Here is a 19,181-nt window from a genome sequence, read left to right on the forward strand (position 1 = left end):
CGATCTGGAGGTTTGCTATGAGAAAGCTTATTTCATTCTTGCTTGCCGGCTCGTGTCTCGCTGCTTGCGCGTCGCTTGATAGTGACGCGCAGGCGGTTGAGACGGAATTGCCTGCAAAGCGTCCAAATTTCATTGTGGTGCTGACAGATGACCAGCGCTATGACGCGCTGGGAATTCTGAACCCTGATCTCAACACCCCGAACATGGACAGGCTGGCGCGAGAAGGCATTCATTTCCAAAATGCTTTCGTAACCACATCGCTTTGTTCGCCCAGTCGGGCTGCTTTGCTGACCGGGCGGCCGATGCGGGAGCATGGCGTGGTCGACAATAATTCCGACCTGGCCCCGGAACTCGATACCTTCCCGCAAGCGCTTCAGCGCGCGGGCTATGACACGGCCTTGTTCGGCAAGTGGCATATGGGCGGCGAGGATTCGTCACCGCGACCCGGTTTTGACCGATGGGTCAGCTTTCCGGGACAGGGATATTACTATCCACGTGGCATGTTCGGAGAAGTCCCATATCTCAATGTCGATGGAGAACATGTCGATCAGAAAGGCTACATCACAGACGAGCTCACCGATTATGCGCTGGACTGGCTCAATGGCCGGGAAGGCGACGAAGACCCGTTCATGGTCTATCTGAGCCACAAGGCTGTGCATGCTTTCTTCGAGCCAGCAGAACGCCATGACGGCATGTATTCCGATATGAATATTGTGGATGTCACGCCCTCCGAAGAGGAGATGACCTCAGAGCCGATGTGGGTGCAGAACCAGCGCAACAGCTGGCATGGCGTGGACTATCCTTACCATTCGCAACTCTCCCTTACGGACTACAAGCGCGATTATCTAGAAACATTGACGGCAGTCGATGAGAGTTTGGGCGAACTGATCCAATGGGTTGAGGAGAGCGGTGAGGCCGACAACACCTATATTGTGTTCCTGTCAGACAATGGGTTCATGTTTGGTGAGCATGGTTTGATCGACAAACGCAATGCGTTCGAGGAATCCATGCGTATTCCGCTGCTGGTCTGGGGACCGGGAAATGTGCGGACTGGCGTTACNGAGACAGCATCGGTTTCNATGCTGGATATCGCGCCCACGCTGATNGAGCTTGCTGGCGCGCAAACGGATGCGCCGCTGAAAGGCCAGAGCATCGTTCCGCTTCTTACGTCGGAAGTTGAGAGCTGGGACGATGAANTGATCTACGAATACTTTTGGGAGTTCAATTATCCGCATACGCCAACGCAGTTCGCCATTCGGGACGGGCGTTGGAAATACATTCGACTTCACGGTGTCTGGGATACGGACGCGTTGTATGATCTCGAGAATGATCCCGGTGAAACAAACAATCTGATCAATGAACCGGAGTTCCTTGAGGTGCGCCTGGACTTGCAACAGCGTTTGCACGCGGCGATAGAGCGAGGTGACGGCAAAGGCGAAGTGCCGTTTACCTACAAGTTCAATCAGGGCGCAGTATTCCGCTCTGACAAGGGGCCGGAAGCGGCAGAGTTTCCTGATCGCTGGGTCCGGGGGCAGGGCGATCCCGAGCGGTTGGAGCATGTCTTGCCCGATAGTGTGGACAAGGCAGCGAAGCTCAAGGGGATCAACAAGGCGCTGGAAGCGAACTAGGATCAACCATAATTGACCTGATAGCAGTGAACGACGTTCTTGTGCGCTGGCGACCGCGGGAATTGCAGCGGCTTTCGGAAAAGCAAAAGGGGGCGAAGTTTCCTTCGCCCCCTTCCTTGCATTCGTCTTGTGGCCTAGTGCACCGGAGGCGCGTACGATGTCAGGTTGATGCCATCTACGGCCGCGATGTACTCGTCGATAGTCGGCGTACGGCCGAGGATGGATGAGAGGACAACGACGGGCGTTGAAGCCAGCAGGGATTCACCTTTTTTCTCGTCGGAGTCGCGCACAACACGTCCCTGGAACAGGCGTGTGGACGTGGCCATGACGGTGTCGCCCGGCTCGGCCTTTTCCTGGTTACCCATGCAGAGGTTACACCCAGGGCGCTCGAGATAGAGAATGTTCTCATATTTCTTGCGCGCGGTGTCTTTCGGGTTGGCGTCGTCGAACACGAAGCCGGAATACCGCTCCAGAACCTCCCAGTCGCCTTCTTCCTTGAGTTCATCAACGATGTTGTAGGTTGGCGGAGCAACAACGAGTGGCGCGTTGAACTCAACCGAGCCGTTCTGCTTTTCGATATTGCGCAGCATCTGGGCGAGGATCTTCATGTCACCCTTGTGCACCATACAGGAGCCGACGAATCCGAGGTCCACTTTGCGGTTTCCACCATAGTATGAGACCGGACGAATGGTGTCGTGAGTGTAGCGCTTGGACACGTCCTCATTGTTGACGTCCGGGTCCGCAATCATTGGCTCGTTGATGGCGTCGAGGTCTACAACGAACTCAGCGAAGTATTTCGCATTTTCGTCTGGAACCAGTGGTGGGGTTTCGCCGGACTTGATCCCGGCAATCCGAGCTTCGGCCAGATCGATCAGGCCCTGAAGGACCTTCTTGTCATTGTCCATGCCCTTGTCGATCATGATCTGGATACGGTGTTTCGCGATCTCCAAAGATTCCACAAGCGTGTCCGGCTCGGAAATACAGATCGACGCCTTGGCCTTCATTTCGGCAGTCCAGTCAGTGAACGTGAATGCCTGATCGGACAGTAGGGTGCCGATATGCACCTCGATGATGCGCCCCTGGAACACGTTCTCGCCATTGAAGTGGTCGAGCATCTGCGCCTGCGTGGCATGCACCACGTCACGGAAATCCATATGGTCCTTCAGCGTGCCCTTGAACGTCACCTTGACCGATTGCGGGATCGGCATGGTCGCTTCACCCGTTGCGAGCGCGAGTGCGACCGTTCCGGAGTCAGCGCCGAAGGCAACGCCCTTGGACATGCGGGTATGGGAATCGCCGCCGATGATGACCGCACGATCATCAACCGTGATATCGTTCAGAACCTTGTGGATCACGTCCGTCATGGCGGGGTAGACGCCCTTTGGATCACGCGCGGTGATGAGGCCGAACTTGTTCATGAAGCTCATCAGTTTCGGGATGTTCTGACGAGCTTTCTGATCCCATACGGATGCTGTGTGACAGCCGGACTGATATGCGCCATCCACGCTTGGTGAGATCACCGTCGCGGCCATCATTTCTAGTTCCTGGGCCGTCATCAGGCCTGTCGTATCCTGTGAGCCGACGATGTTCACCTTGACGCGAACGTCTGACCCCGCGTGAAGAACCTTACCGGGCGCGACACCGACCGCGTTCCGGTTGAAGATCTTTTCGACGGCGGTGAGGCCTTGCCCCTCGTGATGGATCTCTTTGGATTCCGCATAGACGGCCGGGGCTTCAACGCCGAGGATTTCAGCGGCAGTCGTTTGAAGCTTCTTCCCGAAAACCACGGCATAAGAGCCGCCTGCTTTCATGAACTCCACTTTCTGTGGCGTCAGAGCGTTCGAAATGTCGACGAGCTCTTTGCTGCCGTCTTCATTGTAGAGTTTCTTGGTTTTCGTGTTGATCGTCAGGACTGTGCCATTGTCGACGGAATAGAGCTGTTCGAGAACAGGTTCGCCATCTTCATCCAGAACCGGCCCACCATTGTGGTTCAGCTTCTTGGCCCAGTTCTGCAGGTCCACACCGATGCCGCCGGTCACGCCAACAGTCGTGTAGAAAATCGGGGAAATACCGTTCGTGCCGCCGACAACTGGCGCGATATTGATGAATGGAACGTAGGGGCTGGCTTGCTTGCCTGTCCAGAGCGCCACATTGTTGACGCCGGACATGCGGGACGAACCAACGCCCATCGTGCCTTTTTCGGCGACCAACATGACGCGCTTGTCGGGGTGCTGAGCCTGAAGCTCTTTGAGGGCGGCTTGCTGTTCCTTGTTGTGCTCGAACATGCACTGGCCATGCAGTTCGCGGTCAGAACGGGAGTGGGCATCCGCGCCCGGCGAGAGCAGGTCAGTCGAGACATCGCCTACGGCGACGATGAAGGTGACGACTTTGATTTCTTCTTCGATGTCAGGAAGGTTCGTGAAAAACTCAGCCTTGGCATAGCTTTCAAGAATTTCGGTCGCCAGGGCGTTGCCACTCTTGTGGGCGGCTTCAAGGCGGTCTGTGTCTGCTTCGTACAGGAAGACCTGGGATTTGAGGACGTCCGCTGCCGCGCGTGCGATCGCCTGATCGTCGCCCAGCGCCAGATCAATAAGCACCTCAATTGAGGGGCCGCCCTTCATGTGCGAGAGCAATTCGAAGGCGAATTCTGGTGAAATCTCTTCAACCTTATGGGTCCCAAGGATGATTTCTTTCAGGAACCGGGATTTGGCGCCCGCCGCGCTGGTTGTGCCGGGGAGCACGTTGTAGATGAAGAAGTTCAGGGAGTCGGCGCGATGTTCGTGAGCGGGATCAAGGATCTGAGCAACAAGTGCATCTACGAGCTCGGCGTCTTCGATAGGTTTTGGATGCAGACCCTGAATTTTCCGGGTTTCGATTTCATCAAGGTAAGTTGTGTAGATATTCATATTTTTCCCGGCGCTATGTTATTGATTTCAGCTAGAATACTGGCTCAAGCAGTATCATAGCCGGCCGGTTCTTCGCTTTTGTGAAGATGTACTATTTTAGTCAGTTTTCCCTTGCAAGACATTTCCTGCTGAGCATCGGCTCTCCTTTGAGAGGCGTTCTCAAACGGCTGTACTTTTGGCGCCGTTTTTGAATGAATCCCTTGATCCAAGCGCCGCGCGCTATTCGTTCGTCTCCGAACGATCAGGGATTGGTGGAAATTGACGGCCTTTGAGTACGGCGAGAGACGCAGGGGAAGAGAAATCTAGCTGACTTGACCACGCCGCGTGACGCTCAGATGACTGGCCAGGCGGGTGTGCTCTTCCTGTCGAGACGCGCGACCAGAGTGTCGCTTGCCTGCTGGATCTCGGAATAGAGTTTNTCTTCGTCNATCAGNGTGGATCGGTAATTGTCGATTACNCGAACGCCGTTTANCCANACACTATGAACGCCTCGCCCATCAGCGGCGTAGACAAGTTGGTTCACCGGATCAATGAGCGGGCTCCATTCTGGTCGCTTGCGGTNGTGAAGAACAAAATCTGCTTTCTTGCCTACTTCCAGCGAGCCAATCTGGTCAGACATCTGGGCGGCTTTGGCACCGTTAATGGTCGCCATTTCCAGAATTTGGGTGGCAGGGAAAAGGTTCGGATTTCGGCGACTGTCCTTGAAGATGCCCGCGGAGCAGAACATCGCCCGCATCAAGTCGGACGAGTTGCCGTTATTGGCGCCATCCGTGCCAAGCAGAATGTTGACGCCCTTTTCTGACATCTCGGGGAACAGGCCAGTTGCCGTCGCGCCATATCCGCCTTTCATCGCTGTCATCGGGCAATGTGTGACGCTTGTTTCCGTTTGGGCCAGCAGGTCCACTTCGTGCGCATCCAGATGAACGGCATGTGTGAGGGACAGGTGTGGGCCCAGTGCGTCCAAATTGGCGAGGTGTTCAATTGCGCGCGCACCGGCAGTTTCCAGATAATAGTTCGGATCAGCCGGGTCGGCGCTCATATGGGCTGTGACACCAACATGTGCATCTTGGGCGAGATGGGTCGCTTCGCGCCATAATTCATCAGTTGCCGTATTGTGCCCGACCAGACACGGCGCTGCGGCCAGAAGTGTGTCTTCAGTGGCAGGGTATCGGTCTTGCTGGGCCACCATCTTGGCGACGGCGGTTTTTGTGAGTTCGGACTGGTCATCATTTGGATCGAACGCGCGATCCTGCAGCCACTGCCCAAGCCTGCCGCGGATGCCAGTTTCGTTCAACGCTTGCACCGTGGCGTCAAGATCGAGAATTGTGCCGGCCTCGACGAAGCAGGTTGTGCCGGTGCGGAGCATTTCCAGCGCCGCGAGTTTGGCTGAGAGTTGTTCGTCCTGCGGCGTTTGGGAGAGATAGGTTGGGATAAGCCAACCAAATACGTTTTCCTGCCAATCGGTATTGTCGGGAACCAGGCCGCGCGTAATGGGCTCGCCCGTAACATGCACATGGCCATTCACAAGGCCCGGCGTGATCACAAATTTGTCCGTGCCGTCGATGACCGTGTCGGCGCGGAAGTTCTGGAGAATATCCGGAGATGGTCCAACGCCGGTGATCCTGTCGCCTTTCACCGCGATGGCGCCGTCACGAAAGATGCGCCGTTCCTCATCCATGGTGACAATCCAGACATGCTTGATGATCAAGTCAGCAGATGCAGGCGAGTTTGGCTGATTGGTATCCATCGCGTTCTCCGACCGTTCGAGGAGCTGGTTCTCTTGCGACCGATGTTAAACGCGTTTGAGGCGCTGCAATTGACGCCAGGCGAAGGAATTCCTGACAGCCTATAATCTTTGATGCAGACAAGTAACTGGCCGCGCTGGGGCAAGACCCGTGGGATGACTTGCATCATCCTGAGGCGGATAAGTTGCCCTGATCCAGATAAAGTGAACATCGTGAACAGCCAGACAAATGACCTATCGAGAGGCGTCACACTGGCGCTTGTTTCATTCTCTCTGTTTGCAACAAAGGATGCCGTGGTTCGTTTTCTAGGCGGCCAGGTTCCGCCATTCATGCTGGGATTTCTTGGGTGCCTGCTATGCTTGGTGATGGCACCCCTCGTGCGCGGGCGCGGAGAACGACTGATCCACATCATCCAGCCGAGGCGCCCGAAACTGTGGATTCTGCGCGGCATGATTCAGACTGTCGGCATCATAGCTGGCATCATCGCATTCACTGAATTGCCTATGGTTGAGGCGTTTTCGCTGGTCTTCCTCATGCCGGTCATGATTTCGCTGATGTCGATCGTGTTTCTGAACGAGAAGGTGACACGGTCGACCTGGCTTACGATATTCGTCTGCTTCGTTGGCACCTTGATTGTGCTGCGTCCGGGCATGCGGGAGCTTACGATCGGGCATCTCGCTGCGTTCGTGCTGACCATATGTTCGTCGTCGGTTTTCGTGATCCTTCGCCACATAAAGCATGACGAGCACACGATCTCCCATTTCGGTGCCGCCACGCTTCTTCCGATGGTCTTGTGCGGGATCATGATCATTCCCGACTTTCGGCTTCCTGACCTTTCGCTTTGGCTGCCTATCGCAGTTTATGGTGTTTTCATTGCGCTGGGAAATCTGACGATCATGTTTGCGTCCAGATATGCACCAGCCAACCTTCTGGGCCCGATGCAATATTCACAAGTCGTCTGGGCTGTGGGCTATGGTGTATTCCTCTTTCATGACCCGATCGACGCGCCGACTGTTTTTGGGCTCGTCCTGATCATCGTGGCAGGTGTCTGGAAGTACACGCCGCTTGCCGGAATGCTACGCACTTCGCGAACGCCCGCGTGAACCTGTTTCGTTAGGCGATCTGACACGCATCTTCGAAAGAGAGGCGCGGCAGTCTCGGGTGCAGGTTCGAAGGCTCCCCATATCCGATATTGACCAGAAAGTTCGATTTGACGTTCGTGCCGCTGAAGAAGGCTTTGTCCAGTCCTTGCGGGTCAAAGCCTGACATGGGGCCGCAATCAAAACCCAGGCTGCGTGCGGCCAGAATCAGGTAGGCGCCTTGCAGGCTGCTGTTTCTGAAGGCGGTTTCAAGCTTGATGTCTTCTGGAGCGAACCATTTCGCGGCGGCGGGGAAATGCGGGAACAGCTCCGGTATCCTGTCCGCGAAATCCAGATCATGCGCCACGATGACTGTCAGTGGAGCCGACATTGTTTTTTCCAGATTGCCAGAAGAGAGAAAGGGTTTGAGCTTGTCTTTTCCCTCGCTGGTCCGAATGAAAACGAACCTTGCCGGCGAAGCGTTTGAAGACGTCGGGCCCAGTTTTGCGAGTTCGTAGATGCGTTTGCAGTCCTCGTCCGAAATCGGCTTGTCCTGCCAGTCTGAGAAGGTGCGAGCCTCAAGGAAAAGTTGCTCAAGGGCGCCGCGGCCCAGTTCTGCTTTGGTCAAATTCATGTCTATCTCGCATATCAGGCTGCGAATGCAGCGGCGGTTGGGTGCTGGTATGCAATGTGATCGCGGTCGCTGCGCGTTTCTTTGCGGCTACGGCCCTAATTCTTGCGGACGTCGGCAGTGCCAGATATCTGCGGTTGCGACCAGTTGTGCGCGCTTGTTGCGGCGGGCTGCTCAAATATCCATCTGAAGCGGGCAAGAAACTGTGCGGCGCAGATCAAGACTTGCTGCGGCTTGAAATGATTTCTTTTCTGGCAGAGTAGAACGACCCCCGAACGGATCAGGTACCAGCGTGACAGAAGCAAGCCCGGCATTCCCAAATCTGCCCCCTGTCGCGTATGAAGTGACACCGGAAGAACGCAAGGCCATCGAAGCGGCCATCGACAAGGATGAGTTGACGCGCACCGCCTTGGAGCTTGGCAACATCGACAGCCCCTCAATGCAGGAAGCATCTGCCGCTGAGTACGTGTTTGATTGGCTGACCCGTGAAGGCTTCGCGCCAAGAAAAGTAGGGGCGACGCCGGAGCGTCCAAACATTATCGCCACATATGGAGGCAAGGGGGACGGGAAAAGCCTGCTCTTTACGGCCCACCTCGATACCGAGAGCCCGACCTGGGACCCTGATCTGGATGCGCAGAAATTCAGGCCTGAAACGCTGGCGAACCCGGAATGGAACCAGTGCTGGCTGCAGGATGGCGCATTTCACGGATTTCCAATCTCGAATGATCGGGGGCCAATGGTGTGCTTCCTGATGGCGGCAAAGGCCCTGAAAGCCTGCGGTATAGACTTGTCAGGGCGCCTTTACCTGACCGCATCGCCCGGAGAGATAGGCCCCGAGCCGATCGAAGAGGCGCGGGGCGTTCAGTACATGGGCAAGGAAATCGGCACGCACTACGCCTTCTATCACGGCGGGGTGGCGCCAGATTACGCCATTGCCGCGGAGGGCTGCGACTTCGGGCTGACCTGGGTCGCATGCGGTTACGCCGTCTTCCGAATCCAGCTTTTCGGGGAAGGGGTATTCACTCCACTTCTCGACAATCCGGAGCGTGCGTCTGATCATCCGAACCCGATCTACCGGTTGGGCGATGCGATCCAGTCGTTACTGGACTGGGGACGAGTGTACGAACAAGAGAATATCTATTCGTCCGATGGCGGCGTTGCAAAGCCGAAAACCCAGATATCTTCGGTACGCGGGGGAGTGCCCTATGCGTTCGGAGCTGGCACCGAAATTTGCTCTTTGTATCTTGAGGTCGGCTTGCCGCCGCATGTTGAAGTCGGTCAGGTCTTCAGAAGCTTGCAGGCTCATTTGCGAAAACAGGGACTCGGCGAATTCGATATTGAGCCGGTGGTCGTGCGGCATGGATTTGCTGCCGACGAGACGCGCGTGGGGCCATTGGTGGCCGCTGTGGATGCCGCCACTCGGGACACGCTTGGCGAGCCATTGCAACTTGCCCACCCGGTCTATTCCAGCATGTGGCGCGACCACAACGTTTTCAACATGAACCGTATTCCAGCCGTGACAACCGGGTTCCCCCGTTGGCGCCCGACCCCGGAGGACATGGTCAAAAGCACGTTGATTTACGCGCTGACAGCCCTGTCACTCTGTGGCCGGGCGTCAGAATCCGAAGGGGGCGAGATGACTTCCCGGTCTGATGTGTATGGAGACAACCCCTTCGCCAAGCAGGAGCAGGCAGAATGATCAAAGCCGCAATCCCGTTCAAGGCAGGCAGCCAACTGGTCGCGATGAGTTCTCTGGAGCTGCTGCTGGCCGCGGCGACATATTCATCCCTGGGGGTCGTACTGCCATTCATGGTGATGGATCTTGAATGGAGCTGGTCGCAAGCCGGGCTCGGTTTCACCGTGCTTGGCGCCGTCACCGGGCTCGCCTCATCCGTTCCGCCATTTCTCATTCGTAGGATCGGCGTACGAAACACCATTCTCCTTGGAGGAGTGCTCGCCAGTCTCGGCTTGTATCTGCTTCATGGCGTCGACAATCTCATCCAGTACTATCTGGCGGCGGCAATTTGCGGTCTGGCCTATCCGATGATGGCGTCAATCCCGACGACTTTCATGGTCAGTCGTCTGTTCAAGCGCCAGTCCACCGCGCTTGGAGTGGCCGCAACCATCAGCGGCCTGGGCACAGTGGTGGGGCCGCTCATGGTCTTGGGAGTGCTTGCCCTGAAAGGGCAGACCTGGCGAAATTACTGGGAATACCAGGCGCTTGCGATTTTGGCTGCGGCGATACTCTGTGCCGTTATCATAGGTCTCGAACGGAGTTTCCGCCGACCTGCCAAAGAGGAGCTTGAAGTTCCAGAGGTGGAGGATCCCGCTCCGGTCATCATGCCTGACCAGGCGGACTCTCCAGCTTCGCGGTTTGGGCGGAATATTTACCGCACCACCAAGGACTGGCCCGCCAAGCTGGCGATGCAGACCACGCAGTTCAAAATCCTGGCAGCCGCTTATTGCCTCAACATGATGTGTCTCGTCACAGTCACGAGTCTGTCGGTGGGCCATTTGATCGAGCGCGGCGTTTCCGAAACCGTGGCCGGGGGAATGCTGAGCATTGAGGCATTGATTGCCGTGCTCATCCGAGGGTTTTCGGGCGCGTTGGGAGATATTTTCGATCCGAAGCATCTGGCGACGTTTGCGCTGTTCGCGACGATGATCGGGTGCGCTGTGCTCGCGCTGACAACCGATCATGTGATGCTGTTGCTGTATGCGTTCGGGACGGGGATTGGATTTGGCACCACCCAGTTGGCGTGTACCGTTTTGCTGCTCAATTATTTCGGGAGAAAGTACAATCTCGAACTTTTCTCCGCCATGTGTGTGACGGGGGCGATTTCCGCGCTGGGCCCGGTGATCGGAGGGGTCATCCGCGATGTATCCGGCAGTTTCTCTCTTATCTTCCTGATCCTTTCTGTCCTGTCCGCGCTTGTCTTCATGTTCGTTCTGTTCATGAAGCCGCCATATCCGGCGGAAGCGCAAGAGGGGCAGGTTGATGTGCCTGCGGACGCGAATGACGTGCCATATCGTCAACCCGCGGAGTAGCGATCCAGATATTTGGCCAACTCAAATTCGGGTGTGATGAGCCCGATTGCGGAGAACTTATGTCCCCTCACCCTGAAGCGTCAGACCCGAACCCGCCAAAGGGGATGCCGCGTTCTGGCTGGGTCAAATGGTTGAAGCCGGACCCGTATGCGTTGGTGCTGCTTGGCGTCGTCGTGACCGCGAGCATTCTTCCATGTCGCGGCGATGTGGCGATCGGATTCGAATGGTTGACGAAGGGGGCGATTTTCCTCCTCTTCTTCATGCACGGTGCGAAACTGTCACGCGAAGCCATTCTTGGCGGAATTGGCGCGTGGCGGCTACATGGCCTTGTCCTGACAAGCACATTCGTTCTTTTTCCGCTGCTTGGCCTGGCGGTCAGCTGTCTGCCCGATATGCTGATCAGTCCCAGCGTAAAAATGGGCTTNCTGTTCCTGACCATTCTGCCGTCNACGGTGCAATCGTCTATCGCATTCACATCAATGGCTCGNGGAAACGTCGCTGCGGCAGTCTGCACGGCGTCTCTATCCAACATGCTNGGCGTTTTCATCACGCCCTTGCTCGCGGGCTTGCTCATGCGTTCGGAGTTGCAATCGGGTGGCGGGGACNTGCTGGGCGTCATGCGCTCGATCATGCTGACGCTTTTNGCNCCCTTNATNATCGGACANCTCAGCCGTCCTCTNATNGGNCGNTGGATAGACCGGAACAAGGCGATTCTGTCGAAGCTGGACCGCGGAGCTATCCTCTTGGTTGTCTACACGGCGTTTAGCGCGGCGGTGGTGGAGGGTATCTGGCAGAGAGTGTCCGCCTTGGATATCGCAACGATCTTGCTCGTGAGTGCGGTTGTCCTGACAGTCGTGCTGTTGGTGACGCGCAGGACGGCTCAAACGACAGGACTGTCAAAGGAGGACGAAATCACCCTTGTCATGTGCGGATCAAAGAAGAGCCTGGCGAGTGGAGTGCCGATGGCAGCGGCGATGTTTGCACCGGCGCAGGTAGGAGTCATAATCCTGCCTCTGATGATATTTCACCAGCTGCAACTGATTGTTTGCGCGATTATCGCTCGTAACTATGGAGAGCGAGACTAGGCCCTCAGTCCGGCGAATGGCCGGGTCAGCCGAACTGGAAGGCGGAGACTGTGGCATTCATCACATTGTCCGAGAAAATCTTGCGCCCAGCATCATCGCGGGCTGCGCCGGCCGCAATCATTAGCGGAATGAAGTGTTCTTCCCTCGGGTGAGAATTGCGTGCCTGGGGGGCTGACAGCCAATTGCTAAGGCGATTCCATCGCGCGTCTCCTGAATCGGATTCGATTGTGTTCGTCAGCCAGTGGTCAAATTCTTCTGACGGGGCGGTTGCCGCGGGTGTCCGGAACGCGCGCATATTGTGGTAACTCATGCCGCTGCCGATAATCAGCACACCTTCATCTCTGAGGGCAGAAAGCGCCTCGCCAAGGATAAGATGTTTTTCCGGCGACAGATCCTTGGTGAGCGACAATGTTAGGATTGGGATGTCTGCATCTGGAAATGCCACCAGAAGCGGCACGAACACGCCATGGTCAAAGCCGCGATCCGTGTTGCGCGGCTCCGGCAACCCTTGTTGCGTGATGAGCTGTGACACTCGCTTTGCCAGTTCGGGGGCGCCCGGGGCCGGATAGTTCAATTCGTAAGTGTGCGGTGGAAAGCCGTAATAATCAAAGATCATGTCGGGTTTCGACGCTGTCGAGAGCGTGAACTCGTCCTCTTCCCAATGCGCCGAAATCACCAGAAGCGCCTTTGGCTTTTCGGGCAGACTTTCCGGAATACTCTTCAGCCATGCAGCGGTCTGGTCCCACGTATCGGCAGGGCCACCCATCAGACTCCAGTCCATGAAGAAGCAGGGACCTCCGCCATGCGGAATGAACAAGGTGGGCATTCTGGTGGACGGTGTCTCTGGCATAGTCTGTTCCCGATACTGATCCAAAAGGGATTGGTAGGCGACATGGTGACGATTGTCTTGTTGGTGGACGACCGCAAACTTGAACCTGCTCTCCATTTGAGGGGGGTGACAAGCATGCGCAACTAGTTGGGCGCATTTGAACAAGACCAGGTGCCGGCCTTGCAGCCAGATTTCGTACACGGCGTTTGGTTCAAGGAGTTAGGTATGGCGTTGATTGAAGACACCCGGAAAAGCAAGGTTCAGGTCCAGCCCGAAAATCTGCATCATCTGAAGGCGACGCCTGAAACGGTTCACTGGGGATACTTCCATCCAAACATAAAGCCAGCCTTGCACGTCAAGAGCGGCGACCTCATTCAGGCCGAAGCAATTACGCACCATGCGGGCGACGCGCCGGATCTGATGATGGATGAAACCGTCAAGGCAATCTGGGAAGGGGTGAAGCCAGAAGACCGCGCTCCCGGTGTGCATATCATGACCGGGCCGATCTATGTCGAAGGTGCTGAACCAGGCGATATGCTGGAAGTTCGGTATTTTCGCATGGTACCAAGATGCAATTATGGCTCGAATCTTGCCGCCAATTGGGGGCATCTCTACCAGGAGTTCGGCGAGAAAGAGCGCGTAACAATCTACGAGCTAGACCCGAATTCCAATACGGCTCATGCGCTGTACGCCTATGATTTTGAAGGCAAGTATCTGATTCCGGGGACAATCACGCATTGCCCTGATTGTGACAAGGAGCCCGCCCTGACCGGCGTTCGCGTGCCCGCCCGGCCCCATCTTGGAACGGCTGGGGTGGCACCGGCCGTTGATGAACGCGTCAGCACCATTCCGCCGGGGCTTCATGGCGGCAATATTGACAATTGGCGCATCGGCGCAGGCGCGACGATGTATTATCCCGTGCAGGTAAAGGGTGGCCTGTTCTCGATTGGCGACCCACACGTCAGCCAGGGAGANGGCGAGATCAGTGGCACAGCCATCGAGGCATCGTTGGACGTTTTGTTCCAGATTGTCTTGCGCAAGGATTTCAAATTCCCTTCCCCCTTGCTTGAGACGCCGGACCACTGGATCGTGCACGGGTTCGATGAAGACCTGAACAAGGCGATGAAGAATGCGTCGCTGGATATGCTCCACCTGCTTACCGAGCATCAGGATCTCAGCCGCAATGATGCCTATTCCCTGATGAGCGTCGCGACGGATTTCGGGATCACGCAAGTCGTCGATGGGACGCAGGGAATTCACGTTAAGATTGATCGCAACATCTTCCCGGAGAAGGGCGTCGTGAAAGATCCGGATTGATCCTGCGCGTCGGTGACCCCTGTCAGCCCGGCCAAAATGGGCGTGATCGGCGGCGGAATGGGTAGATGCTGCTCAAAAGTCAGGCAGCGTCACCTGTGTCCTGCAGTGTGAGATGCAGGTTTCATTGACCGCTGTAGTGGCGGTCCGAGGATCAGCATTGGGTGAGGACTGAGAGCGAGAGCGGAACGGAGCCAGTCNGTGCAGTTTACAACCAATGCGTATCCGAAGGAGCAGCGGAAGGACGCTTGGCACTTCGCGTTACAGCGATTTTCCATGGAGCTTCTGGAGCATGAGGGAGAGCTGTATGGCGAATTGGTCAGCTATCGAAGTGCTCAGGATTTCACATTTGTCCGCATCACGTCCACGGAACACGTCATCCGCCTGGACCTGTCGCAGGGCCCCTCCCANTTCTGGTTGATCATGCTGCTGGAAGGTGACCTCGTCGCCAAAACGGAAACCAACTCCATCGATGTCTCCGAGGGCGATATCGTTTATGGAATTGGCGATCTGGATGTCACGCTCGATTTCAANCGCGACAATCGCTTCTTGATGGTTCAGGTGCCGGTCACGCATCCGGCACTGCGTCTGCGTTCAAAGCCGCAAGCTGACATCTCCAATCTTGTCTCTGAAACAGGCGTTGGGCGCATGTTGTCAGGATTGTTGCGATCTGTCGCCGACACGATCATGGATGTCGACGATGACCAGATGCGTCCCATTGAGGTGGCGCTGCCTGAATTCATTTCCACGGCGCTTATGAGCGAAGCTTCTACCAAGGAGTTNGGCGGCGCGGCCGGCGTCCGGGCGGCGTTGCTGGAGCGAATTTTCCAGACCATCGAGATGCGTTTAAGTGATCCTGACCTGAACCTTCATCAGGTCGCCAAGGAACACAATATCTCACCGCGCTACCTTCAGAAATTGTTCGAATCTGTTGGGGATAGTTTCGGTCATTTTGTGAAACTCNGGCGGNTGGAGCGGTGCCGGCTGGACCTTCGTAGCCCGTTACATGCACAGCGTTCCATCTCGGACATCTTGTTCCAGTGGGGCTTCAACGATAGCGCGTCTTTCAGCCGAGCGTTTCGAGAACAGTACGGGATGAGCCCGCGGGAGTATCGCAGGGCGCCGCAAGAGGAAGAAGCGCAAGCCGAAGCCCCGCAACGGGGACGGCCGCCGACAGCGAAAGATCAGGCGATCGAATCCCAGGCTGACGAGATGCTGGATGACATCGAACAGGAANCTTCNGACGTATCGGATCNGCCNCGCGTTCCGGTCCAGCATGGAGCCCGGCATCACTATTTGCCNGTTACGCCTGAAACCATTCACTGGGGGCATTTCAGCAGTTCGCTGAAGCCAGTCCTGACCGTGGAATCCGGGGATTATGTGACGGTTGAAACCCTGACGCATCATGCGAATGACGACCATGAGCGTATGGTCATGGGAGACCCGGCGATTGAGGATATCTATCGCTGGACTCCGGAGGGTAAAACCATCAACCGNCGAGGGGCGGGCGCNCTGGATTCGTCTTNCTCAACAGGNCGCGGCGCGGGNGAGGGCTTTGGTGTNCATATCTGCACTGGCCCGATTGAGATCGCGGGGGCAGAGCCGAATGACATTGTCGAGATCCGTATTCTGGAACTGAAGCCNCGGACCAGCGGGAACCCGAAATATGCGGGGCAGTCATTCGGCAGCAATGCTGCAGCGTATTGGGGATTTCAGTATAATGATCTTCTGACGGAACCGAAACAACGCGAAGTCATTACCATTTATGAAGTCGAGAGCGAGATGGGGCGGTCCTGTGCACGTGCNGTCTACAATTATCGCTGGACCCCTCAGACAGATCCGTTTGGTATTGTGCATGAATTGTACGATTATCCCGGCTTGCCTGTGGACACGAGCACGATCAAGAAAAACTATGATGTCCTGCGCAACATCGAGATTCCGGTGCGTCCGCATTTTGGNGTGATTGGTGTTGCTCCGCCGCAATCCAAACTGGTCGACTCCATTCCGCCAGGCAATTTCGGAGGNAATCTCGACAATTGGCGTATTGCGCCGGGGTCCAGCCTGTTTCTGCCTGTCGGCGTTGCGGGTGCGCTGTTGTCNCTCGGTGATCCGCATGCGTCGCAAGGAGACTCGGAGCTGTGTGGGACGGCAATCGAGTGTTCAATGACAGCGCTTATCCAGCCTATTCTGCATCGGGCGAGCGACAAGAGAGGGCATATCCGGGATCTCGATTATCCTCTTCTGGAAACCCNGGACGAATGGGTGATCTTCGGCTTTAGCCATCCGAACTATCTCAAAGAGCTCGGGGCATCTGCACAGAGCGACATCTATAAGAAGTCTTCAATTGANCTGGCCATGCGGGATGCGTTCCGCAAAGCGCGTCGTTTCCTGATGACCGCACGCGACCTTGATGANGATGAGGCGATCTCGCTGCTCTCTGTCGGCGTGGATTTCGGGATTACTCAGGTCGTCAATGGGAACTGGGGAGTCCATGCCATTATCCGCAAGGAATTGTTCACGGCGTANGGGCGTGNTTCNCGNTGATGCGGNNAAAANCGNGAGCCCAACAAGTTCTTGTGCGCGCAGAGACAAGAATGGACGGGCCGCCAATGACAGGGTGATGCTGACAAGAAGAGGACATTCAGGGCATGCCGATCACCATCACCGAAGAGTTCATCCAGTCTCTGGCATCTTCAAAAGGAGATGTTCTCGAAGCTGAAACGCTTCCGCCAGAATGCTATACGGACGCCAATTTCTACGAGTTTGAGAAGGAAGCCCTCTTTACGCATGACTGGTTGTGTGTCGGCCGGGAAGAATGGGTGAAAGAGCCGGGCGACTATTTCACCACCTCCACCGTAAACGAACCAATTGTCGTGGCCAGAAATCGCAAAGGCGAATTGAAGGCAATGTCGTCTGTTTGCCAGCACCGCGCGATGCTGGTTGCCGAAGGTAGCGGAAATGCGCGTGGATTTGTTTGCCCCTATCATCATTGGAGCTACTCGCTGGATGGTGATCTGGTCGGCGCGCCGGCGATGAACAAGACTTGCGAATTCGACCGCAAGGCAAATGGGCTTCCGAATTTCAAGGTTGAGGTGTGGGAAGGGTTCATCTTCATCAATTTCGATCAGAATGCTGCGCCACTGGCGCCCCGTCTGACGCATGTTCAGGAAGCGATCAGTGGGTACGACCTGGCCAATGCGGAAGGGCCCCGACCTGACCCGGCGCCACGCCTCATGTGGAACTGGAAAGTCATGTTCGAGAACAACAATGATGGCTATCACGCCAGCCGCCTGCACCACGGCCCGTTGCATGATTTTGTGCCGTCAGAACAGGCAAGTTTCCCCGATGCGCCGAAAGGAGCCGCCGGCTATCTGCGGTTCAACGGTACGCTTCATCCTGACGCGAGCTTTAATCCCACACAGAAGGCGGTATTGCCGGTCTTTCCGGGACTGTCCGATGAAGCCCGAAACCGGATGACGTTTGCAAATATCCCGCCCAGCCTGTCACTGGTCATGACCAGCGACATGGTCATCTATCTGATCATCCGGCCTGACAGNCCNGAAACGCATTACATGGACACGGGCGTNCTNGTTGCGCCTGGGGCCATGGAAGACGAAGCCTATGAGCACAAGATGGAGATGATCATGAATTCGACATCTCATATCATCGCTCAGGATTGGCATGTGGACGAGATGGTTCAACTGGGCCTGCGCTCCCGCTTTGCAAAACGTGGGCGGTATTCCTGGCAAGAAGGCGCGCAAGCGCAATTCAATGAATGGCTTGTCGACCGCTATCTGGCGGAATGGGATAGGCGCGATCCGTCTGCTGTCGGGGCTGCGGTTGCTGCCGAATAGGGCGGAGCAGGCACGTGCACCCTTCAGAACACCCCACGACCTGGCGGTTCCAGACACGATCAGTGCCTGCCGCGCAGAGGAATGCGGCCTGGGCCAACGCCATGCGGCGGTTGCGACTGCCTTTCGTGTCAGATCCGGAAGGGCAACCGATTGACGGGCGTATGACCATTCAGTCTTCGGCGCTGGGCTTGCAATTCGCACGCATCGAGTCTGGACGCCAGGTCATTGATGGGCGTGAGTTGGAGCAGGGCGCGGGCATATGGTTGCTTGTCCTGCTGAAAGGAAATGCGCGCTTCAGTTCTGACGGCGTGGCTGTAGACGTGACGCAGAATATGATCGTGTACGGCGCGACGCGACACGACTCCCGTCTGGAAGTGAGTGAAGATAATGCGATCCTGTTTGTGCGCATTCCGGATGTGGCGTTGGGTGGCCGACTGATTGCGCCAACCCATTACAAATCCGGCACAATTGACGGCAGCGTTGGTGTTGGACGAATGCTGCTGGGCATGCTTCTCGTCATGGCCGATGAGCTTGGCGACATCTCGACTCAGGACCTGCCCCCGGTTGAGCTTGCCTTGATCGAGTTGCTGACGAGCAAGCTGCTTGAAATTGCAGACACGCGATCGCTTGGTGGCGCGCAGGGCGCAAGAGCGGCCCATCTCCACAGAATCCAGCAGACATTGGAAACCCTCCTGTGGGATCCTGACCTGACGATTGTGAAGGCGGCAGATGAGGTTGGTGTTTCTCCCCGTTATCTGCAACGCCTGTTCGCTGCGGATGGGCACAATTTCAGCGGATATCTCAAGAAGCGTCGACTGGAGCGGTGTCATGCGGATCTGATCAGTCCGCTCCACGCGCAGGAATCTATTTCCGAAGTGGCGTTTCGCTGGGGCTTCAGCAGTTCAGCTCATTTCAGTCGCAGCTTTCGGGAGCAGTTTGGTTTGTCGCCGCGCGAGCATCGGCGGACAGGGCTGGCAAACCGCGCCCAGGATGAGGCTGAGGTCAACAAATTATGGGGCGAGTATCAAGAGTTTGCCCAAGGTCGCGCCTAGCATGACACCA

At 56.3% G+C, this 19,181-nt stretch carries 13 protein-coding genes; 9 read left to right on the forward strand and 4 right to left on the reverse strand.

All coding sequences use genetic code 11. The annotated features are described in order from the left end of the window. The first annotated feature begins 17 nt into the window (after positions 1-17). Positions 18-1,628, forward strand: coding sequence for a sulfatase (locus CBB91_RS01295; protein WP_273011295.1), 1,611 nt, complete (start codon positions 18-20; stop codon positions 1,626-1,628). Between the two features lie 134 nt (positions 1,629-1,762). Here the strand turns inward: CBB91_RS01295 and CBB91_RS01300 are convergent, their stop codons facing one another. Beyond that, the gene (locus tag CBB91_RS01300; protein ID WP_035554652.1) at positions 1,763-4,534 is read right to left on the reverse strand and encodes a bifunctional aconitate hydratase 2/2-methylisocitrate dehydratase; all 2,772 of its coding nucleotides are present in this window, start codon (positions 4,532-4,534) and stop codon (positions 1,763-1,765) included. A gap of 331 nt (positions 4,535-4,865) precedes the next feature. Next, the gene (locus tag CBB91_RS01305; RefSeq protein WP_273011297.1) at positions 4,866-6,281 is read right to left on the reverse strand and encodes an amidohydrolase family protein; all 1,416 of its coding nucleotides are present in this window, start codon (positions 6,279-6,281) and stop codon (positions 4,866-4,868) included. 153 nt (positions 6,282-6,434) lie between these two features. Here CBB91_RS01305 and CBB91_RS01310 point away from each other — a divergent pair, with 153 nt between their 5' ends. Further along, entirely contained in the window at positions 6,435-7,382 is a 948-nt protein-coding gene (locus tag CBB91_RS01310) for a DMT family transporter (RefSeq protein WP_273011298.1), read from the forward strand. Positions 7,383-7,392: 10 nt separating this feature from the next. On the opposite strand, the gene CBB91_RS01315 is transcribed toward CBB91_RS01310, so the two are convergent. Continuing rightward, entirely contained in the window at positions 7,393-7,986 is a 594-nt protein-coding gene (locus tag CBB91_RS01315) for a malonic semialdehyde reductase (RefSeq protein WP_199285773.1), read from the reverse strand. A gap of 295 nt (positions 7,987-8,281) precedes the next feature. Here CBB91_RS01315 and CBB91_RS01320 point away from each other — a divergent pair, with 295 nt between their 5' ends. Genes CBB91_RS01320 through CBB91_RS01330 form a run of 3 tightly spaced genes read left to right on the forward strand, consistent with a single transcriptional unit; the run spans position 8,282 to position 12,122 of the window. Next, the gene (locus tag CBB91_RS01320) at positions 8,282-9,688 is read left to right on the forward strand and encodes a peptidase M20 (protein ID WP_273011299.1); all 1,407 of its coding nucleotides are present in this window, start codon (positions 8,282-8,284) and stop codon (positions 9,686-9,688) included. After that, complete coding sequence (locus tag CBB91_RS01325; protein WP_051602863.1) at positions 9,685-11,037, forward strand: MFS transporter; 1,353 nt, start codon at positions 9,685-9,687, stop codon at positions 11,035-11,037. The genes CBB91_RS01320 and CBB91_RS01325 overlap by 4 nt, the downstream gene beginning before the upstream one ends. Positions 11,038-11,096: 59 nt before the next feature. Beyond that, positions 11,097-12,122, forward strand: a complete 1,026-nt coding sequence (locus tag CBB91_RS01330; RefSeq protein ID WP_273011303.1) for a bile acid:sodium symporter family protein — start codon at positions 11,097-11,099, stop codon at positions 12,120-12,122. A gap of 25 nt (positions 12,123-12,147) precedes the next feature. Here the strand turns inward: CBB91_RS01330 and CBB91_RS01335 are convergent, their stop codons facing one another. Next, the gene (locus CBB91_RS01335; protein WP_345906698.1) at positions 12,148-12,948 is read right to left on the reverse strand and encodes a class III extradiol ring-cleavage dioxygenase; all 801 of its coding nucleotides are present in this window, start codon (positions 12,946-12,948) and stop codon (positions 12,148-12,150) included. A 228-nt stretch (positions 12,949-13,176) separates the two neighbouring features. Between CBB91_RS01335 and CBB91_RS01340 the strand changes: the two genes are divergently transcribed. From CBB91_RS01340 to CBB91_RS01355, 4 genes are all read left to right on the forward strand, one after another. Further along, on the forward strand, positions 13,177-14,268 hold the full coding sequence (locus CBB91_RS01340; protein ID WP_273011307.1) for an acetamidase/formamidase family protein: 1,092 nt from the start codon (positions 13,177-13,179) through the stop codon (positions 14,266-14,268). Positions 14,269-14,466: 198 nt separating this feature from the next. Then, a complete protein-coding gene (locus CBB91_RS01345) occupies positions 14,467-16,809 on the forward strand; it encodes an acetamidase/formamidase family protein (protein WP_273011309.1) in 2,343 nt (780 codons plus the stop codon). A gap of 104 nt (positions 16,810-16,913) precedes the next feature. Continuing rightward, on the forward strand, positions 16,914-18,119 hold the full coding sequence (locus CBB91_RS01350) for an SRPBCC family protein (RefSeq protein ID WP_273011312.1): 1,206 nt from the start codon (positions 16,914-16,916) through the stop codon (positions 18,117-18,119). Positions 18,120-18,220: 101 nt separating this feature from the next. Then, positions 18,221-19,171 (forward strand): helix-turn-helix domain-containing protein, encoded by a 951-nt coding sequence (locus CBB91_RS01355; RefSeq protein WP_051602864.1) that lies wholly within the window; start codon positions 18,221-18,223, stop codon positions 19,169-19,171. Positions 19,172-19,181: the final 10 nt, after the last annotated feature.

The organism is Hyphomonas sp. TMED31 (assembly GCF_002172815.1).
Lineage (GTDB): Bacteria > Pseudomonadota > Alphaproteobacteria > Caulobacterales > Hyphomonadaceae > Hyphomonas > Hyphomonas atlantica.